Genomic DNA, 22,225 nt, shown 5'->3' on the forward strand with positions numbered 1-22,225 from the left:
ATGACTGACACCAATCCGGGTGCGATCACTACTGAGGTCGTTACGCACCTCGCATCGCTTGCCCGCATCGCCCTGACCCACGACGAAATCGAGAAGCTCACTGGTGAGCTTGGTGCGATTGTTGATTCTGTGGCCAAGGTCAGCGAGGTCGCAACCGATGAGGTTCCGGCAACGAGCCACCCGATTCCTCTGAGCAACGTTTTCCGTGCGGATGTTCCCGGCGTCACCCTCACCACCGAACAGGCGCTCGCCGGCGCCCCTGAGCACGACGGTTCACGCTTTGCCGTGAGCGCGATTCTGGGAGAAGAACAGTAATGGCAGCTGTGAACGACCTCACCACGATGTCGGCAGCAGATTTGGCCGGCAAGCTGAGCTCGGGCGAAGTCTCGTCTGTCGAAGCAACCCAGGCACACCTCGACCGCATCGCTGCCGTCGACGACCGGGTTCATGCGTTCTTGCACGTGTCGGCGGATGCTCTCGCCAACGCCAAGCGCATCGATGAGCGTCGCGCGGCAGGGGAGTCGCTCGGCGAGCTCGCCGGTGTGCCCGTCGCCGTCAAAGACGTGCTCTGCACGATCGACATGCCCACTACGGCGGGCTCCAAGATTCTCGAAGGCTGGGTTCCGCCCTACGACGCAACGCCCGTGGCGAAGTTGCGTGCCGCTGGCCTGATCCCGCTCGGTAAGACCAACATGGACGAATTCGCCATGGGGTCGTCAACCGAGCACTCGGCGTACGGCCCGACGCGTAACCCGTGGGATCTCGATCGCATCCCCGGTGGTTCTGGTGGTGGCTCTGCTGCGGCCGTCTCCGCGTTTGAAGCTCCGCTCGCTCTCGGTTCTGACACCGGCGGATCGATCCGCCAGCCGGCATCCGTCACGGGTTCCGTTGGCGTCAAGCCCACTTATGGCGGCGTCTCGCGCTACGGCGCGATCGCTCTTGCGTCGTCGCTCGACCAGGTTGGCCCCGTCTCGCGTACCGTTCTCGACTCCGCATTGCTGCACGATGTGATCGGCGGGCACGACCCGCGCGACTCCACTTCGCTCAACGAGCAGTGGCCGTCGTTTGCTGCCGCAGCTCGTGCCGGTGCCGCCGCCGAAAGCCTCAAGGGCCTTCGCGTGGGTGTCATCAAGCAGCTCGACAGCCCCGGCTTCCAGGCCGGTGTCTCGCAGCGTTTCCACGAAGCTCTGCAGTTGCTCACCGACTTCGGTGCCGAAATTGTTGAAGTGGATGCTCCGCACTTCGAGTACGCGGTTGAGGCGTACTACCTCATCCTCCCCGCCGAGGCATCCAGCAACCTCGCGAAATTCGATTCGGTGCGCTTCGGGCTCCGCGTCACGCCTCAGGGCGGCGGTACCGTTGAAGACGTGATGGCCGCGACCCGTGAGGCTGGTTTCGGTGACGAGGTCAAGCGCCGCATCATCCTCGGTACCTACGCCTTGAGCGCCGGCTATTACGACGCGTACTACGGCAGCGCGCAGAAGGTGCGCACGCTCATTCAGCGCGACTTCGCTGCAGCGTTTGAGAAGGCTGACGTTCTCGTCTCGCCCTCGGCGCCCACCACCGCGTTCAAGCTCGGCGAGAAGCTCGAAGATCCGATGGCGATGTACCTCAACGACGTCACCACGATTCCGGCCAACCTTGCGGGCATCCCCGGCATGGGTCTTCCGATGGGGCTCGCTCCTGAAGATGGACTGCCGACTGGTTTCCAGATTATGGCTCCGGCTCGCGGCGACGCTCGCCTGTACGAGGTCGGCGCCACGCTCGAGCGTTTGCTCGAAGCTCAGTGGGGTCACACCCTGCCGAGCCAGATTCCGGCCCTCGGCTAGCTAGTTCCGTTTCTGTCAGTCGACCCGTGTTCATCATGAGCGCGGGTCGACTGCGTTAACGCGATCGTGGTGGCGGAGGGCAGGCTACGCGTTGTCACTCGTTTGCCGTTCGCGGTAGGCGATTTGGTTCATCCGGTTTCCACAGCGGATGCTGCAAAACCGGCGTGAGCCGTTGCGCGAGAGGTCGGCCATGAGCCCTTCGCAGTCGGGAGCTTCGCAGCGCCGCAACCGCCACATCGCGTCGGACCGTACGACGTCGACGAGTGCCAACCCCACTTCGGCTTGAATGCGTTCGGCGAGCGGTGCTTCGGGGTCGTTGGCGTGCAGGTGCCAGTCGAAGTCGCCGTGGCGCGCCAAGAATGGCAAGGCTTTCGCTTCAGCGAGCATCGCGTTGATCTCGATCGCGGCGTCATCGCGTGTGAGCTTCCAGACGCCGCGGATGCGGTCTCGCACGGCCCGCACTTCGGCCACTTCAGCGTCGTTGCGGTCGATGCGGCCGCTGAATCGAAACTGCATGACGAGCTCGTGCACTTGCGCGACCGTCATGAGTTCGTCGACGCCTGATCTGCTTGCGAGTTCATGCGTGTTTCCGAGTAAAACGGCGAACTCGAGACTCTCCACTGTGTCAGGGGCAAATTGCAATTTGACTCCTTATTTGTTTCGAGACTAGCGTCAGCAGAAATACTCGTCAATCTCGTTCAAAGTAGTTGCCCATGAATCGCTCGTCCACCACCCTCGGCCTGCTCATTGCTGTGATCGCTGCGGCCAGCTTCGGGTTATCGGGCGCGCTGATCAAACCGGTACTGGAAGCCGGATGGAGCCCGGCGGCGGCGGTGACCGTTCGCGTTCTCATCGGTGGCACTGTGCTCGCGCCGTTCGCGATTCTGGCTCTCAAGGGCCGCTGGATCGCGCTCTGGTACGCCCGCAGCCGCATCCTGCTCATGGCCATCATTGGCGTCGCCGGTACACAACTTGTCTACTTCGCGGCCGTAGAACGCATCCCCGTGGGCATCGCCATTCTGCTCGAGTACATGGCGCCACTTCTTCTCGTCGGCTTCGCCTGGGCAACGACGCGTCGCATGCCCAAAGCGGTTGTGTTGATCGGCTCGGTGGTGGCGCTCGGCGGCCTTATCCTCGTCGTCTCTCCTGAAGGTTCAGGCGCCCTTGACCCCATCGGCATCATCTTCGGCGCCTGCGCGGCAGTCGGGGCGGCGGTTTACTACGTGGTTGCTGCGCGCTCGAGCGAGGGCTTGCCGGCCGTCGCCCTAGCCGCAGCAGGTCTGCTGATCGGTGGCATCATCCTGGGGCTTATCGGTCTCGTGGGTATTGTGCCGTTCGATATGCCTATGGTGGATGTCTCGGTGCTGGGTTTTGTGGCGCCGTGGTGGGTTCCGCTGCTCATCGTGGGTATCGTCGCGACCGGTATCGCGTACTCCACGAGCATCATGGCGAGCGAAATGCTCGGTTCCCGACTCGCGTCGTTCGTCGGATTGCTCGAGGTTGTCACGGCAGCGATTTACGCCTGGCTCTTGATCGGCGAAAACTTGTCGATCACGCAGTTCATCGGGGGAGCGCTGATTCTGGCGGGGATCGCCTTCGTTCGTTCCGAGAAGTCGGAGCATATTGGTGACTTCACGATCGAGGCCGAGGCCTTCCCGAGCGATGAAGATGAGCCAATTTTGGCCCCGGCATCCGCGCCGCTCGAACCGGGTACCGATACGGTGCCTCTGCGCCACGTACAATCGTCTGGTGGCTAAAGCTGAATTGATGGACTACGACAAAGCACTCGAACTATTTGAGCCGACGCTCGGTTTCGAGGTGCACGTCGAGTTGAATACCCAGACCAAGATGTTCTCGGATGCTCCGAACCCTGCCGCGGCGGGTGCTGAGCATGGCGAACCGAACACCATGATCACTCCGGTTGATCTCGGTTTGCCCGGCAGCTTGCCTGTCGTCAACGAAGAGGCGGTCAAGTATTCGATCTCTTTGGGGCTCGCGCTCGGGTGCGAGATTGCGCCGAGCTCTCGCTTCGCCCGCAAGAACTACTTCTACCCCGACCTCGCGAAGAACTACCAGATCAGCCAGTTCGATGAGCCGATCGCGTTTGATGGTTCCGTGGAGATTGAGTTAGAGAGCGGCCGTAAGCTGACCGTTCCGATCGAGCGCGCCCACATGGAGGAAGACGCCGGCAAGCTCACCCACGTGGGTGGCTCGACCGGTCGCATCCAGGGTGCTGAGTATTCGTTGGTTGATTACAACCGCGCCGGCGTTCCGCTCGTGGAGATCGTCACGCACATGATCACGGGTGCTGAAGCGGATGCTCCGGAAGTTGGTAAGGCGTATGTCTCGGCGATTCGCGACATCGTTCGCTCGTTGGGTATCTCTGAAGCACGCATGGAGCGCGGCAATCTGCGCTGCGACGCAAACATCTCGCTGAGCCCGCGCGGTTCGGGCACGTTGGGTACGCGCACCGAGACGAAGAACGTCAACTCGATGCGTAGCGTTGAGCGTGCGGTTCGTTACGAGATTCAGCGCCAGGCGGCCATTCTCCACAAGGGTGGCACAATCACTCAGGAGACCCGTCACTGGCACGAAGACACCGGTGTCACGAGCGCTGGTCGTCCCAAGAGCGACGCCGATGACTACCGCTACTTCCCCGAGCCCGATCTGCTTCCTGTCGAACCTTCGGCTGAACTGATTGCCGAACTGCGTGCGGCTCTTCCTGAACCTCCCGCGCAGCGTCGTAAGCGCCTGCAGGCGGCATGGGGCTTCACTGACCTTGAGTTCCGTGATGTCAACAACGCCGGCCTCTTCAGCGAGATCGAAGCGACCGTTGAGGCTGGCGCGACTGCAGCTCAAGCACGCAAGTGGTGGACGGGCGAAATTGCTCGACTCGCGAATATTCAGGGTGCTGACGCCGGCTCGCTGATTACCCCAGCGGATGTTGCTGCTCTCGTCGCGCTTGTCGACGACGGAGTCCTTAACGACAGCTTGGCCAGACAGGTTCTCGAGGGCGTTATCGCCGGCGAGGGAACTCCCGCTGAGGTCGTAGACAGCCGTGGGCTCAAGCTCGTCTCTGACGACGGCCCGCTGATTGCTGCTATCGATGAGGCCCTCGCTGCCCAGCCCGATGTTCTGGCGAAAATTCGTGACGGCAAGGTGCAGGCGGCCGGCGCTGTTATTGGCGCGGTCATGAAGGCAATGAAGGGTCAGGCCGACGCTGCACGCGTTCGCGAATTAGTGTTGGAGCGCGCCGCCGCCGAGTAGGGCGCCCGACGCACTGTGGCTTCCGTGGAGCGGCGACGTCGGCTGTAGGCAGTACCGTTGAGGTCATGTCTGAAACTGCCGATCTTGTTGTCGAAATCCACGTTCCCCTCACTCCCGACACCGAGGTGGCTGAGGGCGAGAGTCGCTTCCCGTGGATTGAGTCGCTTGTAGAGTTCACAACTGAGCTCGATGAGGGTGGCGAGATCTTTGTTGTCGAAGAGGGCGACGTCTTCAACGAGGCCTACGTGATTGTGATCACGGGCGCTGATGAGTCGACGCTCATGGGTGTCGCCAACCGCGTAGCGAACCTGCCGGGCATTCCGACGGGCGTGTTCGCTGTGCACACGGATGCCGATGCTGACGAACTTGGTCGGGGCATCGTCGTCGAAATCTCCTAGCGAGAAACGCGGTCAAACGTAGTCAAAGAGCACAACACCATGACAAGTAACAGCCCGATGGGTACGCCTACGAGCCCCATCCCGATTCCTGCCACGATCTTTTCGCCGCAGGTGATGTGGACCACGATCGGCGCGTTCTCGCTGATCTTTTTGGGAGCATTCGAGACCCTCGCGGTCACGACGATTATGCCCACGATTAGTCGCGACCTTGATGGTGAATCGCTGTACTCTGTAGCCTTCTCGAGCACTCTGGCTGCGAGCGTGATCGGTATGGTCCTAGCCGGGCAGTGGTCCGACCGCACGGGGCCAGCCAAGCCCCTGATCGCCGCCATGGCGGTCTTCACCGTCGGTCTGCTTGTGGCGGGGTTTGCGGGCACGATGGGTGTCTTCATCATCGGGCGTTTCCTGCAGGGGCTTGGTTCTGGCGCCCTTATCGTGGCGCTCTACGTGGTCGTGGCCCGGCTGTACCCGGCGGTGCTGCATCCCAAGATCTTTGGATTGTTCGCGTCGGCCTGGGTGTTGCCCTCACTGATTGGCCCGCCGCTTGCCGGTGTCGTGGCCGAGCAGATTAGTTGGCACTGGGTCTTTTTCGGTGTGGTCGTTCTCGTGATCGCGGCCGGTGCTGCGATCTTGCCCGCGGTGCGCGTGTTGCTCGACCAGCCGGTCACCGTGGGGGAGAAGTCGTCCGGGAAGCGAGCCGTCGTGTGGGCAGTCTTGGCTGCCGTGGCGATCGTCGCGATCAGCCTCGGCGGTGAGAGCGAGGGAGCCTTCGCGTGGCCGCTCGCGACTGCAGCCCTCGTGATTGCCATCATCGCTCTGCGCCCGTTGCTGCCAGCGGGCTCGCTCACTCTGCGTCGTGGTTTGCCCAGCACGATCGTGTTGCGTGGTGTCTTCGCCGCAGCGTTCTTCTCGACCGAGGTGTATCTGCCGTATCTTCTGAACGAGCGCTACGGCTTGCCCGCCTGGGCCGCGGGGCTGATCCTCACCGTCGGTGCGGTGTCGTGGGCCACCGGTTCTGCGCTGCAAGGGCGACTGCCGGAGTCAGTCTCGCACAGCCGCGTCGTGGTCGTCGGATCCGTGCTGCTGAGCGTGGGTATCGCGACCCAGTTCGTGACGGCCTACTTCATGCTCTCGCTGTGGATCGCTGCGGCGGGTTGGCTTATCGCTGGCGCGGGCATGGGAATCACCTTCCCTCGACTTTCGACTCTCGTGCTCAGCCATTCGAGCTCGCGCGACCAGGGCTTCAACAGCGCTGCGCTTTCCATCTCAGATGCCGCGGGCGGCGCCGTCGCGATCGCTTTCGGCGGTCTTGTCTTCGCTGCCGTCGGCGGGCTCGTGAACGGTGCGGGATTCGTGGCGGCTCTTGGCCTTGCGGCGGTGTTGGCTGTGGCATCCATTCCTGTGGCCCTGCGCGTGCGCACGCGCTAACCCAGCGGGGCACAGTCGGGCTGTCGTGGCTCGTAGCGCTCCCACCACCGCCGAGAAAGCGGCAACGAAGCGGCCAGCGTTGCACTGTGTTAAGCAGTGTTTCGGGGTGTTACGACTCTGCCGCGCGATGGCGGGCAATTGCGATTACCGTCGCCGCATGACACTTCTCACTAACGAACCAACGTCCACCGATCTCGCCGCCGACCGCGCCGCACGCCTCACCGCTGCGGGTGCTGCGTGGAACTCACGAATCGCTGCGAAACCTGCCGCTGCCGAACTCACCTACTCCGTTACGGGTAAGGGCGAAGGGTCCGTCGGCACGGTGCTCAAGGCCGGAAAGCACGTGTTCCGCATCGATGAGCCTGAGGGGCTCGCCGGGGACGACCTCGCAGCGAGCCCGGTGGAAATTGCGCTCGGCGCGCTTATCGCGTGCCAGGTTGTGGTGTTCCGTCTATATGCTCAGGTGCTCAACATCCCGTTCGATGACATCTCGGTCAAAGCAGAGGGAGACCTCGATGTGCGCGGTCTCTTCGGGATCGACGAGACCGTGCGTAACGGTTTCGGAGCAATTCGCCTCAACATCACCATCACGGGTCCGGAGTCGCAAGAGCGCTATGAGGAGCTTCGCGAAGCCGTCGACGCCCACTGCCCCGTTCTCGACCTCTTCGCGAACCCCACACCCATCACGACTCATCTCGTCTCGGCTTAACTCCCGCACATTCCCCCTCGAAGTGTTAGGGGTGCCGTTGCTGCCGGTCACGAGACCGGCAACAACGGCACCCGAACACTTCAGCCCCCAACGGGGGTAGCTCAAGCGTTCAGCGCGACCCGCGCCGTCGTTAGGCTGGAGACATGAGCCGTACTGCTGAACGTCGACCATGGATCCGCCGACGTTCGAGCACGATCGGCCTCAGCGCTCTCGCGCTCGGCCTCATCGCCGCTCTCGTGTGGACGCTCAGTCCGTGGCCAGCCACGCTTCTTATTCGCGCACTCTTCGATAAAGACGCCGTCTCGACGGTGGAGGAGATGGAGCGGTACGCCACTGAGGTACCACTGACCGAATCGCTCGACGAGCAGTACGGCGACTCTGCAAGCGCCAACTCGCTCGACGTGTACTCTCCTGCGGGGTCAGCCGGCCCGCTCACTACCGTCGTGTGGACGCACGGGGGAGCATGGATCTCCGGCGACAAATCGAACGTGACGCCCTACGCGCGCAACCTTGCTGCCGAGGGCTTCACCGTCGTCGCTCTCAACTACACCGTTTCGCCGGAAGCCAGCTATCCGACGGCGCTCAACGAAATCAATGATGCGCTGGCCTATCTCATCGAGAACGCCGACCGTTTGCGCATCGATCCTGACACCATTGTGCTCGCGGGCGACTCCGCCGGCGCTCAACTCAGTGCTCAACTGGCCGCGGTCGTCACCAACCCCGAGTACGCCGCAATTGTCGGCATCACGCCCGCACTCTCGACCGATCAACTCAAGGGCGTCATCCTCAACTGCGGAATCTACGATGTGAGCGGCATACCCAACGCTCCGGGCCTCGGCGGCTGGGGCTTCCGTGTGGCGCTCTGGAGTTACATCGGAGTTAAGGACTGGTCGAACACTCCCGGCGGCGAGCAGATGTCGGTGTTCGACGACGTGACAGCAGACTTCCCGCGTACGTGGATTTCAGGCGGTAACGCTGACCCGCTCACGGCATCCCAATCGGAGCCCTTCGCTGCGAAGCTCGCTGAGCTCGGCGTTGACACGACACCGGTGTTCTATCCCCAAGATCACACGGAGCAGCTCCCACACGAGTACCAGTTCCACCTCGACTTCGAGGATGCTCGAGCGGCCTTCGACTCAACCGTGACGTTCCTGAACAGCATTGACGAGTAGCCTCGAGGCTATGAAGCCCACCTTCGAATTCACGTCAGAGCTCACGCCGTGGGCATCGAAGCCGAGTGTGCACTTTCTTCAGGTGCCGCCGGATGTCGGGGTCGATATCAAGGAGATTCCGTCGCCGCCGCGGGGCTTCGGTGCCATCGCGGTCGAAGTCACGATCGGTGCTACCACATGGACGACGTCGATCTTTCCTGACAGCAGTGTTGAAGATAGCTACTTCTTGCCCGTCAAGATGGCTGTGCGGCGCGCTGAAGGTTTAGAAGCCGGCGACACGGCCGAGGTTACGATTCAGCTGATCTGAGGCTCCGCGTGGGCCGCTGGGGCGTCAACGCGCAGCGACGACGGCCGGGCCTCCCGGTGTTTAGGCGGGCCAGACTCCGATGATCAGCGCCATCACGACGATCGTGACGAACTCATGGCTCACGTTGAGCACCGTGAGGCCGTTGGGGCGCCCATCAAACTGATCATGGGTGATGAAACGAGCAGCCGTGAATCCGCCCCACAGCACGATGCTCGTCAGCAGAGTATTCACAAAGAAACTGCCGCCGTAGAAGTCGAAGGCGATGAACGCTGCACCCGCGAGTACCCAGGCCGTGATGAAGCTCACGATCACAGTGACAACGATCGGCCGAACGGCATCCCCAGCATTTCCGCTGGGCGTGACGTTTGCGGCCTTCATCCAGTAGTTGCCGAACACGCGAGGGGAGTACCAGATCGTGCCCACGATCATGCTGGAGAGAGTCGCGAGTAGTACGGCGATGTAGTTAATTTCGGGAACCATGACAACCTCCGGTTGATATTCGGTGCCCGAATCCTACTCTCGTCGCCGTTAGCCGGTGATGCTTTCTTCGAAGCGCTGGATGGGGTCGTACCAGCCCTGTTCCAGAACGTAGCTCTGGAATTGCTTGTCAAGTCCCAGGATCACGGCGAGACCGACGATCAACAGGATGATGCCGACCACGCGCTTGAACACCCCGTTGGGGTTGGCAAGCCAGCCCAGTTTGCGAGCGAATGCTTGCCCTAGGAATGCGATCATCAAGAGCGCAATGGCGAGGCCGAGGGCGTAGACAACGATGTAGAGCAGACCTTCGCCGAACGACACGGGAAGCACCGTCGCCAAAATCAGGGCGTAGGTGGGGGAGCAGCTGCTGAACGTGGGGCCGAGGGCCGCGCCCAGCATGACATCGCCGCCGAGACCCCCGCGCGAATACGAACGGTTCATCACGGCGTTAGTGCGGTTCTGGATGCCCGTCGCCATCATGAAGCGTTCCCAGAGCGCGGGGAACACGAGGGTGAGTCCGAAGATGATGAGGATGCCGCCGGCGATGACTTGCCAGACGAGCTGCGGGATACCCAGCAGCGCTGTCGTCGCCTTGAGCAGCAGCGTGAACACAATGACCGAACCGGCGAGGCTGAGCGCGATTACGACGGGACGGAACCATTGACGTTCTGCGACTTTCTCGTCGCTGCTCGTGCGCACGATGGAGCCGCCCACGATCACGGGCAGCAACGGCAAAACGCACGGTGCTGCGACCGTGAGGATGCCCGCGACAAAGGAGAGCAGAATGAGGCTGAGCATTGCGGCCTAGTTGAGTGCGGTGAGCACAGCATCCAGCGTGGGGTCGGCGTAGGCGACGAAGTTGTCTTGAACCTTTGTGCCACTGGAATCGACCTCTACGAACGTTGTTTGCTGGGTGACCCCATACTCGGCCCGAAGATCTTGATTGGAGTCGTAGTCAACCTTCACAATGGTGATTCCCGACGGCACACCCGACGCCTTGATATCGGTATCGGCAGAAACGCACTGGGGGCACCACGTGGCATGGAAGAACAGGATGACGCGGCCGTCGGCATCTGCAATGGCGCTCGGGCTGTAGTCCACATAGTCGCCGCCGCCATCATTGGCGACCTCTACACTCTCGTCGGTGTTGGGCTCGGCGTTCGAATCGGGCTCGCTCGAGTTCTCAGAAACCGCGGAGTCGTTTGTAGACGCTGAGGGTTCGACAGGATCGTTCGAGTTTTGGACAGCTACGACAGAAACTGCCGCGATGACAACGACGGCGAGAGCAACAATGACCGCAAGGATTCGCTTGTTCATGCTATCTAGTAACGCACGCGGCCGAAGAAAACTTCCGCCTCGCGCGAAATTTCTGCGACTATACCCAGACTTCAGCCGTGTGTGAATACAGCTTGAGGTCGCCGAATGTGAGTGCACCTGTGAATCTGGCTCGCGTGTAGGGGAGCAAAACCATCAGTGCGGCACCCGCCTTGTGCTCGATACGAACTTCAATTGCGTCTGACTTCAACGACGCGATTCGAGTGTTCGACACGATGGCACTGCACCGCGAGATTGCCGCCATTTGACGCAACTGGGTCACGGTTTGGGCGATCAACGCTTGGGAGTCCAAGTGTTTCTTCTTGAGTGCTTCGTCAGCGGAGAGCTCAAGCACGCGACCTGTGGCATCGGTCATCAGTGCGAATGTCATGAACTCACTGGCATGGCTCAAATGATTGCGTGCGACATTCAGCGACGAGTCGAGAATTCGATCAACGTCAGCTTGCTGCTCGGCGTTGAGCGCGTCCCTCCACGATTTCATATCCAAACCGTAGCGACTCAACAGGCCGCTTGTCCTGCGAAGCGCCCAAATCACCCGCGTTTTGGTGTCAAGACTGTTTCTCACCTTGTGATGGCGAGTGGGCGGATTTTCCTCCAGCCTGTGTCGTGCTGCGCTAACGTCGAAGCATGCAAAAAGCGCAGCTCACCAGTGCCCAACGCGGTCATGCCCTCGTAGCTGGAGCAGTGGCGCACGCCCTGTTCTCGGTCGGTTGGCTCATGCTCGGATTTGTTGCCCTCGGCGGAGGAATCACGTTGCTCCTTGGCGGTACCGCTAACGGCGTCAGCGGACTCTTCGGAGATGTTCCTGTCGTCGCAGAGTTCATCGCTAGCGCTGGCAGCGTCATCAGCACTGTCGTCATTGTGGTTGCCGTGGTGGCTCTGTTGCTTGTCGCGCTTGCCGCCTTCGCGAGTGTATTCCTTCTCAAACGGGGTGCCGTCCGCAAGCCCTGGCAGGTAACTTTTCAATCGCTCGGTATCGTCGCTGTGCTCGATATTCCGCTCTTTGCGGCCTACCTGACGATCGCCGTGAACGCCACTGATTCCGCCGTCGGGGGCACCGTGCTGCTCGGGCCTGTGGTGGGCATTATTGGGTCCGCGGTCGTGGGAGCACTTGTGTGGTGGTGGATGGCATGGTCGCGCCGCGGCTCTGCCTCTAAGTTCGCCGGCGTCACCGCCACGGCCTCCGCAACTGCCGTCGCTGCTCAGCAACCATCGAGCAGCGCCGGAGATACTGGCAACACCACGTCACGCTAAAGCGCCGGCAGACCAGTCCCGGCAGTGGGCGATATCGACCGGAGGGCGCACAATGACGGCACGCATAGACACCCTGATCATCTTGGGAGCGGGCGGCGACCTCACGTCGCGACTTCTGCTGCCCGGCTTGGCATCGTTCTTGGGCAGCGACCAGAGCCAGCCGCTGACGCTCATCGGGGCAGACCGCGAAGAAATGGATGACGCAGCCTGGCGCAACCGAGTGACGCAGTCATTCGACGCCATCGCTTCGCCCGCAGCCACTGCCGTGGCCAACGCAGCGCACTACGTTCAGGCCGACGTTACCGATGCCGAGCAACTGCGTGAGTTGATCGCGGCGGGCTCCGGCCGGGTGGCACTGTATTTCGCTTTGCCTCCCGCGATTGCCCAGAAAGTTGTGGCGGTACTGGCGACGCTCGAGCTTCCCGAGGGCATTGTGCTCGCGCTCGAGAAGCCATTCGGCACTGACGAAGCGAGCGCTCGCGACCTCAACCGCCTGCTGCAGACGATCGTGCCTGAAGAACAAGTTTTTCGAGTCGATCATTTTCTCGGCAAGTCGACGGTGCTGAACCTGTTGGGGTTGCGCTTCGCCAACCGAATCTTCGAGCCGCTGCTGGCGGCCCCTAACGTGGCAAAGGTTGAGTTGATCTTCGATGAGGCGCTCGCTCTTGAAGGGCGTGCGGGGTACTACGACCGTGCTGGCGCGGTCGTTGACATGATTCAGAGCCACTTGTTGCTCGTGATGGCGCTGACGGCGATGGAGCCGCCGGCGAGTGTGAGTTCCGAGGATCTCCGTGGCTCGATGGCCCAAGTGTTACGCGCCACTCGTGTGCAAATGGTGGATGGCACGTGCGCTCGCCGCGCCCGCTATACAGCGGGCACAATTGGCGATCGCAGCCTTCCGGCTTACGTGGATGAAGACGGCGTCGATTCCGAGCGCGGTACCGAAACTCTGGCCGAAGTCACGTTCGAGATCGACAACTGGCGGTGGGCTGGAGTTCCCTTCGTGTTGAGATCGGGCAAGGCCCTGGGCGATTCGCGGCAAGACATCGTGATCACTTTTGCGCCCGTGCCTCACCTGCCCCGTGGGTTAGCGGGCAGCGCTGACCCCGCTCAACTCACGATTTCGATCAAACCGGCGACGCTCTCCCTCGACCTCATCGTCAACGGTGAGGGAGATCCCTTCACTCTCGATCGCACCCGGTTGAACACCACCCTCGGCGACGCCGCGATGAGCGCTTACGGCGAGGTGATCGCATCGCTGATCGATGGCGATCCAGTGCTGTCGGTTCGGGGCGACGTTGCCGAACAGTGCTGGCGCATCGTGGCTCCCGTTCTTGAGGCTTTTCGCGCCGATCGGGTTCCCTTGGAAGAGTACCCGGCAGGCTCCACTGGCCCAGCGAGCTGGGGCTCCGTGTGAGTGCCGCTGTTCGGGGCGCCGCACGCTGGCGCGGCGGTAGCTGATCGAATCAGAACGGCGGACGAGGTTGGGCAGCACAGTAGTGACGCCAGTTATCGAATCGTTGCGGTAAAACGAGCCGTTCACACTCCGCACGCACCATTCTCACAACTTGCACGAAGATGCGCTTGTGACAATATTTCTATGATCCGATCGAGATTCGCAGTGGCTGCCGCAGCAGCGCTGTATTTCGCTGCGCTGGCGAGTCTCGCATTCGTCACTGCTCCGGGTAGTAACGGTCGTTTCTGGTTCTGGACTACGGTGGCATTCATCCCGGTCGGAATTTTTCTTGTCGGCATGTTCGGCCGCCGTCGGTGGTGGGCCGCTCTCGCTTTCAGCATCGTTGCCGCAGCGTGGCTCGAAGCAGCACAGACGGTGTGGATGCCCGCCGGGTACGCAGCCGTCGTCGACATCCTTTTGGCCAGCATTGGCGCGGGCATCGGGGTAGCCGTTGCTGTCGTCGTCGCTGTCTGGCGGGAGCATGCGCACAGCCCGGGCGGACGGAGAGCCCGTGCTGCCACCAACCTCGCGACCTCTCGTCGCGCCTCCGCCAGCAACTCGGCGGCACCCCTTAACCTCGATCGGTGACTGACGACCGCTATTCCCACGATGTTCTCGCTGACTTCAGCGTTCAACGCGGCCCGAAGGTTCTGCCGAAGGTGCCGATCGAACGCGACATGGTTGTTGAAGTTATTGCCGACGGCTACGTCGGAGCGCTCGTTCGATTCACCGATGGCCTACTGGAGCTTGAAGACCGCAGCGGCCGTTCCCGCGCCTTTCCGCTGGGGAGCGGCTATCTGATCGATGGCGTACCTGTCGAGCTGGTGAAGCCCCTCCCGAAGGCCGGTGCCACGGCCACTCGCAAGACCGCGTCGGGCTCCTTTGCGGCGCCAGAGCAACGCGCTCGCACCGCGCTCGCGAGCCGCATCTACGTGGAAGGTCGCCACGACGCCGAACTCGTCGAGAAAGTATGGGGCGATGACCTGCGCGCCGAGGGCGTTGTCGTCGAGTTCCTCGGTGGCATCGATGACCTCGAGAAGATCGTCGCAGACTTCGCACCCACCTCCGAACGCAAGCTGGGGATCTTGGTCGATCACCTTGTTCCTGGGTCGAAGGAGAGCCGCATTGCGGAGGCGGTGGGGCGCGGCAAGTACGGCAAGTACGCGCTTGTGGTCGGGCATCCATTCGTGGATGTCTGGCAAGCGGTCAAACCGCACAGCCTCGGTATCGCCGCGTGGCCCACCGTGCCCCGCACAATCGAGTGGAAGCACGGCATTTGTGAAGCCTTCGGCTGGCCGCACGAGGACCAAGCAGATATTGCGCGCGCGTGGCAGTTCATCCTCTCGAAAGTGAAGAACTTCGGCGACCTTGAACCGGAGCTGCTGGGCAGGGTCGAGCACTTGATCGACTTCGTGACGGTCGACCACGAGGCTTAGCTAGCGCGCGGCGGCTCTAGTCGAGCTGCGGAATCACTTCGCGCGCGAGGAAGTCGAGCTGGTCGACGTCGTGGAAGTCCATTACTTGGAAGTAGACGCGGGTAAAGCCGAGGGCTTTCAGCTCGGAGATCTTGTCGACGACTTCGCTTGCGGTTCCGGCAAAGCCACCGTGGCGTAACGCATCGGGCGTGCTGTTGGCGGCGGTAGCGCGAGTGCCGATCTGAGCTTCGGTAGCGCCGACGGCTGTCGTTCCGGCGATCGAGAGCACCAGAGTCGCGGGGTCGCGGTCGAAGTGTTCGCACGCGGCGTGAACGCGGTCGATGCGTTCTTTGAGCGGTGCGATGGTGGCGAAGCCAGCGTTGTACTCGGCCGCGAACGTGGCGGTGAGCGCCGGCGTGCGGCTCGGTCCACTGCCGCCGATGATGATCGGCAGCGGATTTTGCACCGGCTTCGGCAGCGCGGGGGACTGGCTCAGCTGGTAGTGCTTGCCTTCGTACGAGAAGGTTTTTCCGGGGTCGGTGCCCCAGATGCCCGTGATTACGTCGAGCTGTTCTTCGAGCATCCCGAACCGCTTTGCCGGAAACGGGATGCCGTAGGCGGTGTGCTCTTTTTCGAACCACCCGGTGCCGAGACCGAGTTCGATGCGCCCGCCCGACATGTCGTCGACCTGAGCCACCTGAATGGCCAGAATGCCCGGATGCCGGAAGGTCGCCGACGACACGAGGGTGCCGAGGCGAATGGTCGAGGTCTCACGCGCGAGACCAGCGAGCGTGGTCCACGAGTCGGTCGGACCGGGCAGTCCACCGTTGCGATCATCCATCGTCAGGTAGTGGTCAGAACGGAAATAGCCGTTGAAGCCAAGCTTCTCTGCTGCTTGTGCCAACGCAAGCTGATCGCTGTAGCTGGCGCCATTCTGAGGTTCGGTGAAGATGCGAAAGTCCATACCCTGAGCCTATTGATGATTAGACTGGGTGGCGAACACGGGAGTCCGGTGAGCCGGGCTGAGAGGGAGCTTCTCCAAGCTTCGACCGTCGAACCTGATCTGGATCATGCCAGCGCAGGGAGCAGACACTCTTGAAACCCGTGCCATTCCCTAGTGAAAGGCACGAAAGTGACCACAACAGCATCATCTTCATCCACGCCGACTACATCCACCCCCGGGTCGCGCTTTCAGTGGCGCGTCATCGATATCGTTGTGGCCAGTGTCATCGGCGTAGCGAGCGGACTGATCTTCGTCGTCTGGAACGTCGCATCGACTCCAGCCCTCGCTCCGTTCTCTGCGCTGCTGCCGGGACTGCAGGCGATCGGCGGCGGCTTCTGGCTTTTTGCAGGCGTTCTCACCGCCCTCGTAATCCGTAAACCAGGTGCTGCACTCTATGGCGAAATGGTTGCTGCTTCAGTCTCGGCTCTGATCGGTAACCAGTGGGGCCCCCTCACTCTCGTGAGTGGCTTCACTCAGGGGCTTGGCGCGGAGATCATCTTCGCAGCGTTCCTCTACGCCAACTGGCGCGTTAGCGGTGCGATTCTTGCCGGCGCCGGCGCAGGCCTCGCGATGGCGATCACTGACCTGTTGCTCTGGTACCCCGGATCAGCCTTGCCGTTCATCATCATCTACACCGTCGCTGCGGTCATTGGCGGCATGATCATCGCCGGGCTGCTCTCGTGGCTCGCCACTCGCGGTCTTGCTGCTACCGGAGCGCTCAACCGCTTCGGTGCCGGTCGCGAGATTGCGAAGCGGGTCTGAGCCCCACTACGCCTGTTGGCGTCACCGTCGAAGGATGGGGGTGGCGCCACTCCAGCAGGCTCGCGTGGGCGGTGCGTGGGCTCGACCTGCGCATTGAACCGGGCGAACGCGTATTACTGCTCGGCGAATCCGGTGCCGGCAAATCAACCTTCCTGCACGCCCTCGCCGGAGTTGTTGGCGACGATGAAGGGGAATCCGAAGGCTCACTGCTGGTGGATGGTCAGCATCCGGCAGCCATCCGCGGCCGTACCGGTCTCGTCATTCAAGACCCCGATAGCCAAGTAATTTTGGAGCGCGTCGGAGACGACGTCGCGTTCGGGTGCGAGAACCTTGGCGTGCCGCGCGACGAGATCTGGCAGCGGGTGCGCCTCAGTCTCGAACAGGTTGGGCTCGACGTCGCCCTTGATCGCTCGACGAATGCGCTCTCGGGCGGGCAAAAGCAGCGACTGGCACTCGCCGGTGTGCTCGCGATGCAACCGGGCTTGGTCGTGCTCGACGAGCCCACCGCTAACCTCGACCCCGCTGGTGTTACCGAGGTTCGGGATGCTGTGATCCGGGTTGCTGAAGCGACCGGTGCCACGATTGTGGTCGTCGAGCATCGTGTGTCGGTGTGGAGCGATGTCGTCGACCGCGTCGTTGTACTCGCGGCGGGCGGGGGAGTCATCGCCGATGGAGCACCCGTCGAGGTCCTGTCGCGCCAGGGCAAAGAACTGGCAGCTCGCGGAGTGTGGATCCCGGAGTTTCCGCCGCCGCGCCCCGCACGGCGTACTCGCGGCGAGCAGCACACCGTGCTGACTGCAGAACGTCTCGCCTTCGGGCGGGCGAAGAAAGCGCTCGGAGCGCCGTTTGATCGCGAAATTCTGAGCAGTCAGGCGCTCGCAATCACCGGGCCCAACGGGGCAGGCAAGTCCACGCTCGCACAGACACTCGGCGGGTTGCTCGCGCCGGTGGGCGGCGCAGTGGTGGCGAGCCCTGCACTCGCGACCGGCGCAGGCGAGCATCCGATTCGCTGGAAATCCCGGGAACTACTCACCCGCATCGGCACCGTGTTTCAAGACCCCGAACATCAATTCTTGACGAGCACGGTGCGCGCAGAGCTCGAAGTTGGCCCGCGGGCGCTCAAGCTTTCGGTCGCCGAGATGAGCGACCGAGTGGATGAACTGCTCACGCGATTGCGCCTTGACAAGCTTGCCCAAGCCAACCCCTTCACACTCTCGGGCGGTGAGAAACGCCGCCTCAGCGTCGCCACAGCGCTCGCGACGCGCCCCCAAGTGCTCGTGCTCGACGAACCCACGTTTGGCCAAGACTCGCGCACGTGGAGCGAACTGCTGGCGCTGCTGGCCCGCCTTGTGGATGACGGCAGCAGCGTCATCGCGGTCAGTCACGACCTTGAGTTCGTCGAGGCGCTCGCAGACTCTACGGTGGTACTCGAATGATCCCCATCGCGGCGGTGAATCCGGTGGCCAAGCTCGGAGCGGGGCTCATCGTAAGCCTCTTCCTGCTCGTGACTATTGACTGGGTTTCGGCGACGACGGCTCTCGTGCTCGAGCTCATGATTATCGCCTTCATGGGCATCGAACCGAAGCGATTTTGGCTGCGAACGCTGCCGGTCTGGATCGCGGCGCCCCTGACGGCGCTCACGATCCTGCTCTACGGGCGCTACGACGGTGCGGTGTACTTCGAGTTTCTGCTCGTTCGCATAAGCGACGGCTCGATCGAACTCGCACTTGCAACCTTTCTGCGAGTTCTCGCGATCGGGTTGCCGGCGGTAGTGCTTTTTCTTTCCATCGACCCGACTGACTTCGCCGATGGCCTTGCTCAGCGTCTGAAACTTCCCGATCGTTTCGTTCTCGGCGCCCTTGCAGCCGTGCGGATGGTCAGCCTTTTCCTTGAGGACTGGCGCTCTTTGGAACTCGCTCGGCGCGCTCGCGGCGTCGCCGATCGCGGAAGGCTCCGCCGGCTCGCGGGGCAAGCCTTCGCCCTGCTCGTGCTGTCAATCCGGCGCGGCAGTAAGCTCTCGATAGCAATGGAAGCTCGTGGTTTCGGCGGCTCTCAGCCGCGCACGTGGGCTCGCGAGTCGCCGTGGGGGGCAGCAGAGTGGCTTACGCTGCTCGTCGGCCTTCTCGTGGGCATTGCCGCTACCGTGGTTGCTGTGCTCACGGGAAGTTGGAACCTCATTGTCGGCTAACTCCGTACCGCTCAAGCCTTCGGCGTCGCTGCCCTTGCTGCCACTGCCATCGCCGCGGTGGCGCTGTCTCATCGACGGTCGCTCCGGCTCGGGCAAGACCGAGTTGGGCCGAGCAATGGCGGCTGTGTGGCCAGAGATTCAGCTCATCAAGCTCGACGACTTTTACCCCGGCTGGGATGGTCTGGATGCCGCTAGCGCCCTTGTTCCCCGCATCCTCACCCAATTGCGGTGGCAAGAATGGAATTGGGCTACCAGTTCACCGGGAGGCTGGCACGAGCTCGATGGCAGTCGCCCCATCGTGATCGAAGGAATCGGATCGCTCAGCCGTGCCTCGCAGCCGATGGTCGATCACAGCATCTGGGTTGATCTCGATGACGCCTCCCGCAAGAAACGCGCCCTCGATCGCGACGGTGACAGCTACGCTCCACACTGGGAGCGGTGGGCTCGCCAAGAAGAGCGCTTCATGGCGCGCGAGAACCCGCGAGAGTTAGCCACCGAGATCATCGATGGGACCGACATCTCGCGCTGGTTCGAGCTGAGCTAGTTCACATTGCGCTAGCGCGAACTGCGTTAGTTGGACTTTGCCCAGACTTGCACGAGGTCGGTTCCGCGCGGGTTTACTGTCATCACATCAGCTTCACACGTGAGGATGAGACCAACGACGTCATCGAAGTCGCTGCGCGGGATGGTGTATGCGAGCTCTTCAACGGGCTCGTCAGCGATCGTGGCTGACGTTTCAACGGTGTAGTCCGATACGTCCCAATCGCGGGGGATCGCGACATCCACATTGATCAAAGCCTTGCCCTTGACGGTTCCGGTGTAGGACTGCGTGATCGTCATGACCTGGTCCTTTTTGGGCTCTGCGGTGATCGTGAGCACGAGGTCGGAGTCAATCGTGACGGCGCCTTCGCTGCTCCATGTCAGGGTCTGGCCTCCGCTTGGTTCGACGGCTTTGGCCGGAACGTCTTCGGAGGGCAGCCGTTCGAGCAGTTTCTCTGAGAGATCGGCAGTGTCGAGCGACCACGTGTGACCCATCGCGCACAACTCCATAGCAGTCGGCGGCTCACTGGTATCGGCGGGTTCGATCAGTGCGCAACCAGACAGCACCAGCAGTGCGGCCGGGGCCATCAACAACGCACTCGCGCGCTTGCTCGAAATCATCAATCCTCCTGAGGTTCGTGACACTCACGAAATCCTACGCGGTTGCGGCCGCAAGACCGCTCAACAACAGCTAGGCCCAGCCGAGTTCGTGCAGTTGCTCGTCATCGATCCCGTAGTAATGGGCGATTTCGTGCACGAGAGTGATGTGAATCTGTTCTTTCAGTTCGTCGAGAGATTCGCTCACGGCAAGAAGCGGTTCACGAAAAAGGATGATGCGGTCGGGCAATTCGCCGAAACCGTACTGGCCGCGCTCGGTGAGAGCAACACCATCGTAAAGTCCAAGCACCGAGAGGGAACCGTCCTCAGGGCGGTTCTCGGTCACAAACACCACGTTGTCGAGTCCGTCAACGATCTCGTCAGAAAGCGCATCCAAACCTTCAACCACGAGCGCTTCGAACTGTTGCTCGTCGAGATTCTCCATGAGTACAGCTTGCCAGCCACCTCCTGACCAGAGGCCCAAAAGCTGGAGAACTGATGACGTGAGCCCCCCCCCATCGACGTGAGGCTTAAATAAAACAGTGGTTTGGCTGTGCGTGGGATCACGCGTGCCAAACCACTGTTTTCTTGGGGTGAACGACGGGGCTCGAACCCGCGACATCCGGCTCCACAAGCCAGCGCTCTACCAACTGAGCTACGCCCACCAAGGTTGTTTTTCGCCTTGCGGCGATAAGCAACTGTATAAGTGTATTACAGTCGCGAGGCGAATCCGTCCACTACGTCCGCAGAAATTGCTTGAACCTGCTCTGTAGTGGGTCCTGGCTCCCCGACAAACACAGCTTTTCGGTAGTAATCAAGCTCGCGGATCGATTCCAAAATATCTGCCAAGGCGCGGTGACCACCGTTTTTTCCGGGGGCATTGAAGTACACGCGGGGGAACCAGCGCTTAGAAAGTTCTTTGATCGACGAGACGTCGACGCTGCGGTAGTGCAAGTGGGTGTCAACGCTTGGCATGTACTTCGCCAAGAACGTGCGGTCGGTGCCGATAGTGTTGCCGGCCATCGGAGCGGTGCGTGCGTTCGGTACGTACTGCAGGATGTAGTCGCTCACGGCGGTCTCTGCCTCAGCGAGCGAGACACCATGGGGCATCTCTTCGATGAGGCCACTAGAGGTGTGCATCGCGGTAACGAACTCACCCATATTGGCGAGCGCTGCGTCGCTGGGCTTGATGACGATCGTCATGCCTTCGTCAACGGGAGTGAGGTCGTAGTCAGTGATCACCACCGCAACTTCGACGAGTTCGTCAATTTCGACATCCAACCCCGTCATCTCGCAGTCGATCCAAACCAGATAATCAGCGTGTGATGCCATGAGTCGATTCTACCGCCGAACAAACGTAGCCAGCGTTTGCTCACCCTGGTCTGCTAAACCTGAGGGATGAGCGAAACAACTCCCACACTCGCGCACGGCGACGAGTACATCGTGTTTTTTGTCGGAGGACCGTACAACGGCCGTAACGATACGCGCATTGCAACCGAAGCAGGATGGGATGATTATGTGACCCTGATCGCTGCAGATGCTGTCGGTTCCGAGACGCAATTGCGTTACGAATCTCCAGTAGCCAAGCAGGTCGGTGACAAAGTCCACGTGACGTACACGTGGGATCAGGCCGACAGCGAACCTCTGGAAGACCTTGACGAACGAAACGACCTCTAACAGCACTCCTGCCGAACAGCCCACTGTGCTGTTCTTTTCTTCAGCGTTCTGTGATCCGTGTGCCGCGGCGCGCCGCACTCTCGATGAGGTGGCGCGCCTTGTGCCCGCGGTGACGTATGCCGAGTTGGATGTCGCGCGCGAGTCGGATCGAGCCGAACAGGCTGGAATTACGTCTACGCCCACAATCGTGATTGTGTCTGCGGCGGGGGAGGAAGTTTTTCGTGCCCAAGGCGCCCCCACAACCAACCAGATGCTCGTGGCGCTCGCGAAAGCCGTTTAGGGGGCTGAGACATGTCAGCGCGGCTGACACGCTATCGTTTAAGCCGTATACCCCGCCCTCGTAGCTCAGGGGATAGAGCAGGAGCCTTCTAATCTCTTGGTCGCAGGTTCGAATCCTGCCGAGGGCAC

28 protein-coding genes and 2 tRNA genes are annotated in these 22,225 nt (G+C 61.7%); 20 read left to right on the forward strand and 10 right to left on the reverse strand.

What is annotated here, in order from left to right; genetic code table 11:
* A complete protein-coding gene (gatC, locus tag ACR3YK_RS09850) occupies positions 1-315 on the forward strand; it encodes an Asp-tRNA(Asn)/Glu-tRNA(Gln) amidotransferase subunit GatC (RefSeq protein WP_100388632.1) in 315 nt (104 codons plus the stop codon).
* Positions 315-1,829: an Asp-tRNA(Asn)/Glu-tRNA(Gln) amidotransferase subunit GatA gene (gatA, locus tag ACR3YK_RS09855; RefSeq protein ID WP_486174710.1), complete on the forward strand. Its 1,515-nt coding sequence runs from the start codon at positions 315-317 to the stop codon at positions 1,827-1,829. Before gatC ends, gatA begins: the two co-directional genes overlap by 1 nt.
* An 84-nt stretch (positions 1,830-1,913) precedes the next feature.
* Here gatA and ACR3YK_RS09860 read toward each other — a convergent pair whose 3' ends face one another.
* Entirely contained in the window at positions 1,914-2,450 is a 537-nt protein-coding gene (locus tag ACR3YK_RS09860) for a CGNR zinc finger domain-containing protein (RefSeq protein ID WP_486174711.1), read from the reverse strand.
* Positions 2,451-2,542: 92 nt separating this feature from the next.
* Here ACR3YK_RS09860 and ACR3YK_RS09865 point away from each other — a divergent pair, with 92 nt between their 5' ends.
* The 7 genes from ACR3YK_RS09865 (at position 2,543) to ACR3YK_RS09895 (ending at position 9,110) form a co-directional block, all read left to right on the forward strand.
* Positions 2,543-3,586 carry an EamA family transporter gene (locus ACR3YK_RS09865; RefSeq protein WP_100388634.1) on the forward strand — a complete coding sequence of 348 codons (1,044 nt, stop codon included), beginning with the start codon at positions 2,543-2,545 and terminating at the stop codon, positions 3,584-3,586.
* Entirely contained in the window at positions 3,579-5,096 is a 1,518-nt protein-coding gene (gene gatB, locus ACR3YK_RS09870; protein WP_486174712.1) for an Asp-tRNA(Asn)/Glu-tRNA(Gln) amidotransferase subunit GatB, read from the forward strand. The genes ACR3YK_RS09865 and gatB overlap by 8 nt, the downstream gene beginning before the upstream one ends.
* A gap of 65 nt (positions 5,097-5,161) precedes the next feature.
* Positions 5,162-5,494, forward strand: a complete 333-nt coding sequence (locus ACR3YK_RS09875; protein WP_486174713.1) for a glutamyl-tRNA amidotransferase — start codon at positions 5,162-5,164, stop codon at positions 5,492-5,494.
* Between the two features lie 39 nt (positions 5,495-5,533).
* Complete coding sequence (locus tag ACR3YK_RS09880; RefSeq protein ID WP_486174714.1) at positions 5,534-6,922, forward strand: MFS transporter; 1,389 nt, start codon at positions 5,534-5,536, stop codon at positions 6,920-6,922.
* A gap of 157 nt (positions 6,923-7,079) precedes the next feature.
* Positions 7,080-7,631: an OsmC family protein gene (locus ACR3YK_RS09885; protein ID WP_486174715.1), complete on the forward strand. Its 552-nt coding sequence runs from the start codon at positions 7,080-7,082 to the stop codon at positions 7,629-7,631.
* Positions 7,632-7,774: 143 nt separating this feature from the next.
* Positions 7,775-8,803 (forward strand): alpha/beta hydrolase, encoded by a 1,029-nt coding sequence (locus ACR3YK_RS09890; RefSeq protein WP_486174716.1) that lies wholly within the window; start codon positions 7,775-7,777, stop codon positions 8,801-8,803.
* 10 nt (positions 8,804-8,813) lie between these two features.
* Entirely contained in the window at positions 8,814-9,110 is a 297-nt protein-coding gene (locus ACR3YK_RS09895; RefSeq protein WP_486174717.1) for a DUF1905 domain-containing protein, read from the forward strand.
* 60 nt (positions 9,111-9,170) lie between these two features.
* Here the strand turns inward: ACR3YK_RS09895 and ACR3YK_RS09900 are convergent, their stop codons facing one another.
* The 4 genes from ACR3YK_RS09900 to ACR3YK_RS09915 are packed head-to-tail and all read right to left on the reverse strand — an operon-like array spanning position 9,171 to position 11,406.
* A complete protein-coding gene (locus ACR3YK_RS09900) occupies positions 9,171-9,590 on the reverse strand; it encodes a DUF1761 domain-containing protein (protein WP_486174718.1) in 420 nt (139 codons plus the stop codon).
* 48 nt (positions 9,591-9,638) lie between these two features.
* Positions 9,639-10,388, reverse strand: a complete 750-nt coding sequence (locus ACR3YK_RS09905; protein ID WP_486174719.1) for a cytochrome c biogenesis CcdA family protein — start codon at positions 10,386-10,388, stop codon at positions 9,639-9,641.
* Between the two features lie 6 nt (positions 10,389-10,394).
* Entirely contained in the window at positions 10,395-10,907 is a 513-nt protein-coding gene (locus ACR3YK_RS09910) for a thioredoxin family protein (RefSeq protein WP_486174720.1), read from the reverse strand.
* Positions 10,908-10,965: 58 nt separating this feature from the next.
* Positions 10,966-11,406, reverse strand: coding sequence for a hypothetical protein (locus ACR3YK_RS09915; protein ID WP_486174721.1), 441 nt, complete (start codon positions 11,404-11,406; stop codon positions 10,966-10,968).
* A gap of 146 nt (positions 11,407-11,552) precedes the next feature.
* Between ACR3YK_RS09915 and ACR3YK_RS09920 the strand changes: the two genes are divergently transcribed.
* The 4 genes from ACR3YK_RS09920 (at position 11,553) to ACR3YK_RS09935 (ending at position 15,071) form a co-directional block, all read left to right on the forward strand.
* On the forward strand, positions 11,553-12,179 hold the full coding sequence (locus tag ACR3YK_RS09920; RefSeq protein WP_486174722.1) for a hypothetical protein: 627 nt from the start codon (positions 11,553-11,555) through the stop codon (positions 12,177-12,179).
* A gap of 52 nt (positions 12,180-12,231) precedes the next feature.
* On the forward strand, positions 12,232-13,596 hold the full coding sequence (locus tag ACR3YK_RS09925) for a glucose-6-phosphate dehydrogenase (RefSeq protein ID WP_486174723.1): 1,365 nt from the start codon (positions 12,232-12,234) through the stop codon (positions 13,594-13,596).
* Positions 13,597-13,779: 183 nt separating this feature from the next.
* Complete coding sequence (locus ACR3YK_RS09930; protein WP_486174724.1) at positions 13,780-14,223, forward strand: VanZ family protein; 444 nt, start codon at positions 13,780-13,782, stop codon at positions 14,221-14,223.
* Complete coding sequence (locus tag ACR3YK_RS09935) at positions 14,220-15,071, forward strand: DUF3097 domain-containing protein (RefSeq protein ID WP_486174725.1); 852 nt, start codon at positions 14,220-14,222, stop codon at positions 15,069-15,071. The genes ACR3YK_RS09930 and ACR3YK_RS09935 overlap by 4 nt, the downstream gene beginning before the upstream one ends.
* Before the next feature lie 16 nt (positions 15,072-15,087).
* Here ACR3YK_RS09935 and ACR3YK_RS09940 read toward each other — a convergent pair whose 3' ends face one another.
* Complete coding sequence (locus tag ACR3YK_RS09940; protein WP_486174726.1) at positions 15,088-16,014, reverse strand: LLM class F420-dependent oxidoreductase; 927 nt, start codon at positions 16,012-16,014, stop codon at positions 15,088-15,090.
* Between the two features lie 168 nt (positions 16,015-16,182).
* Here ACR3YK_RS09940 and ACR3YK_RS09945 point away from each other — a divergent pair, with 168 nt between their 5' ends.
* From ACR3YK_RS09945 to ACR3YK_RS09960, 4 genes are all read left to right on the forward strand, one after another.
* The gene (locus tag ACR3YK_RS09945) at positions 16,183-16,815 is read left to right on the forward strand and encodes an ECF transporter S component (RefSeq protein ID WP_486174727.1); all 633 of its coding nucleotides are present in this window, start codon (positions 16,183-16,185) and stop codon (positions 16,813-16,815) included.
* Positions 16,816-16,886: 71 nt separating this feature from the next.
* On the forward strand, positions 16,887-18,251 hold the full coding sequence (locus tag ACR3YK_RS09950) for an ABC transporter ATP-binding protein (RefSeq protein ID WP_486174728.1): 1,365 nt from the start codon (positions 16,887-16,889) through the stop codon (positions 18,249-18,251).
* Complete coding sequence (locus ACR3YK_RS09955) at positions 18,248-19,003, forward strand: energy-coupling factor transporter transmembrane component T family protein (RefSeq protein ID WP_486174729.1); 756 nt, start codon at positions 18,248-18,250, stop codon at positions 19,001-19,003. Before ACR3YK_RS09950 ends, ACR3YK_RS09955 begins: the two co-directional genes overlap by 4 nt.
* Entirely contained in the window at positions 18,993-19,547 is a 555-nt protein-coding gene (locus ACR3YK_RS09960; protein ID WP_486174730.1) for a nucleoside/nucleotide kinase family protein, read from the forward strand. Before ACR3YK_RS09955 ends, ACR3YK_RS09960 begins: the two co-directional genes overlap by 11 nt.
* 26 nt (positions 19,548-19,573) lie before the next feature.
* Here ACR3YK_RS09960 and ACR3YK_RS09965 read toward each other — a convergent pair whose 3' ends face one another.
* The 4 genes from ACR3YK_RS09965 to orn all read right to left on the reverse strand — a co-directional run bounded on the left by ACR3YK_RS09965 (position 19,574) and on the right by orn (position 21,472).
* Entirely contained in the window at positions 19,574-20,164 is a 591-nt protein-coding gene (locus tag ACR3YK_RS09965; RefSeq protein WP_486174731.1) for a hypothetical protein, read from the reverse strand.
* Between the two features lie 70 nt (positions 20,165-20,234).
* The gene (locus tag ACR3YK_RS09970) at positions 20,235-20,585 is read right to left on the reverse strand and encodes a metallopeptidase family protein (RefSeq protein WP_486174732.1); all 351 of its coding nucleotides are present in this window, start codon (positions 20,583-20,585) and stop codon (positions 20,235-20,237) included.
* 144 nt (positions 20,586-20,729) lie between these two features.
* A tRNA-His gene (locus ACR3YK_RS09975) sits at positions 20,730-20,805 on the reverse strand.
* Between the two features lie 46 nt (positions 20,806-20,851).
* The gene (gene orn / locus ACR3YK_RS09980) at positions 20,852-21,472 is read right to left on the reverse strand and encodes an oligoribonuclease (protein WP_486174733.1); all 621 of its coding nucleotides are present in this window, start codon (positions 21,470-21,472) and stop codon (positions 20,852-20,854) included.
* 66 nt (positions 21,473-21,538) lie between these two features.
* Between orn and ACR3YK_RS09985 the strand changes: the two genes are divergently transcribed.
* The 3 genes from ACR3YK_RS09985 (at position 21,539) to ACR3YK_RS09995 (ending at position 22,224) form a co-directional block, all read left to right on the forward strand.
* Positions 21,539-21,817 carry an oligoribonuclease gene (locus ACR3YK_RS09985; protein ID WP_486174734.1) on the forward strand — a complete coding sequence of 93 codons (279 nt, stop codon included), beginning with the start codon at positions 21,539-21,541 and terminating at the stop codon, positions 21,815-21,817.
* Positions 21,795-22,097 (forward strand): thioredoxin family protein, encoded by a 303-nt coding sequence (locus ACR3YK_RS09990; protein WP_486174735.1) that lies wholly within the window; start codon positions 21,795-21,797, stop codon positions 22,095-22,097. The genes ACR3YK_RS09985 and ACR3YK_RS09990 overlap by 23 nt, the downstream gene beginning before the upstream one ends.
* 54 nt (positions 22,098-22,151) lie before the next feature.
* A tRNA-Arg gene (locus ACR3YK_RS09995) sits at positions 22,152-22,224 on the forward strand.
* Position 22,225: the final 1 nt, after the last annotated feature.

The organism is Salinibacterium sp. 10G20-15 (assembly GCF_057365065.1).

What these genes read in the sequence shown, in the direction of transcription:
- ACR3YK_RS09965 (WP_486174731.1), bottom strand. Translation starts at nt 20,164, where the DNA reads ATGATTTCGAGCAAGCGCGCGAGTGCGTTGTTGATGGCCCCGGCCGCA.
- ACR3YK_RS09925 (WP_486174723.1), top strand. Translation starts at nt 12,232, where the DNA reads ATGACGGCACGCATAGACACCCTGATCATCTTGGGAGCGGGCGGCGAC.
- gatA (WP_486174710.1), top strand. Translation starts at nt 315, where the DNA reads ATGGCAGCTGTGAACGACCTCACCACGATGTCGGCAGCAGATTTGGCC.
- ACR3YK_RS09885 (WP_486174715.1), top strand. Translation starts at nt 7,080, where the DNA reads ATGACACTTCTCACTAACGAACCAACGTCCACCGATCTCGCCGCCGAC.
- ACR3YK_RS09920 (WP_486174722.1), top strand. Translation starts at nt 11,553, where the DNA reads ATGCAAAAAGCGCAGCTCACCAGTGCCCAACGCGGTCATGCCCTCGTA.
- ACR3YK_RS09955 (WP_486174729.1), top strand. Translation starts at nt 18,248, where the DNA reads ATGATCCCCATCGCGGCGGTGAATCCGGTGGCCAAGCTCGGAGCGGGG.
- ACR3YK_RS09910 (WP_486174720.1), bottom strand. Translation starts at nt 10,907, where the DNA reads ATGAACAAGCGAATCCTTGCGGTCATTGTTGCTCTCGCCGTCGTTGTC.
- gatC (WP_100388632.1), top strand. Translation starts at nt 1, where the DNA reads ATGACTGACACCAATCCGGGTGCGATCACTACTGAGGTCGTTACGCAC.
- ACR3YK_RS09915 (WP_486174721.1), bottom strand. Translation starts at nt 11,406, where the DNA reads ATGAAATCGTGGAGGGACGCGCTCAACGCCGAGCAGCAAGCTGACGTT.
- ACR3YK_RS09890 (WP_486174716.1), top strand. Translation starts at nt 7,775, where the DNA reads ATGAGCCGTACTGCTGAACGTCGACCATGGATCCGCCGACGTTCGAGC.
- ACR3YK_RS09880 (WP_486174714.1), top strand. Translation starts at nt 5,534, where the DNA reads ATGACAAGTAACAGCCCGATGGGTACGCCTACGAGCCCCATCCCGATT.
- ACR3YK_RS09905 (WP_486174719.1), bottom strand. Translation starts at nt 10,388, where the DNA reads ATGCTCAGCCTCATTCTGCTCTCCTTTGTCGCGGGCATCCTCACGGTC.
- ACR3YK_RS09875 (WP_486174713.1), top strand. Translation starts at nt 5,162, where the DNA reads ATGTCTGAAACTGCCGATCTTGTTGTCGAAATCCACGTTCCCCTCACT.
- orn (WP_486174733.1), bottom strand. Translation starts at nt 21,472, where the DNA reads ATGGCATCACACGCTGATTATCTGGTTTGGATCGACTGCGAGATGACG.
- ACR3YK_RS09895 (WP_486174717.1), top strand. Translation starts at nt 8,814, where the DNA reads ATGAAGCCCACCTTCGAATTCACGTCAGAGCTCACGCCGTGGGCATCG.
- ACR3YK_RS09970 (WP_486174732.1), bottom strand. Translation starts at nt 20,585, where the DNA reads ATGGAGAATCTCGACGAGCAACAGTTCGAAGCGCTCGTGGTTGAAGGT.
- ACR3YK_RS09940 (WP_486174726.1), bottom strand. Translation starts at nt 16,014, where the DNA reads ATGGACTTTCGCATCTTCACCGAACCTCAGAATGGCGCCAGCTACAGC.
- ACR3YK_RS09900 (WP_486174718.1), bottom strand. Translation starts at nt 9,590, where the DNA reads ATGGTTCCCGAAATTAACTACATCGCCGTACTACTCGCGACTCTCTCC.
- ACR3YK_RS09985 (WP_486174734.1), top strand. Translation starts at nt 21,539, where the DNA reads ATGAGCGAAACAACTCCCACACTCGCGCACGGCGACGAGTACATCGTG.
- ACR3YK_RS09865 (WP_100388634.1), top strand. Translation starts at nt 2,543, where the DNA reads ATGAATCGCTCGTCCACCACCCTCGGCCTGCTCATTGCTGTGATCGCT.
- ACR3YK_RS09930 (WP_486174724.1), top strand. Translation starts at nt 13,780, where the DNA reads ATGATCCGATCGAGATTCGCAGTGGCTGCCGCAGCAGCGCTGTATTTC.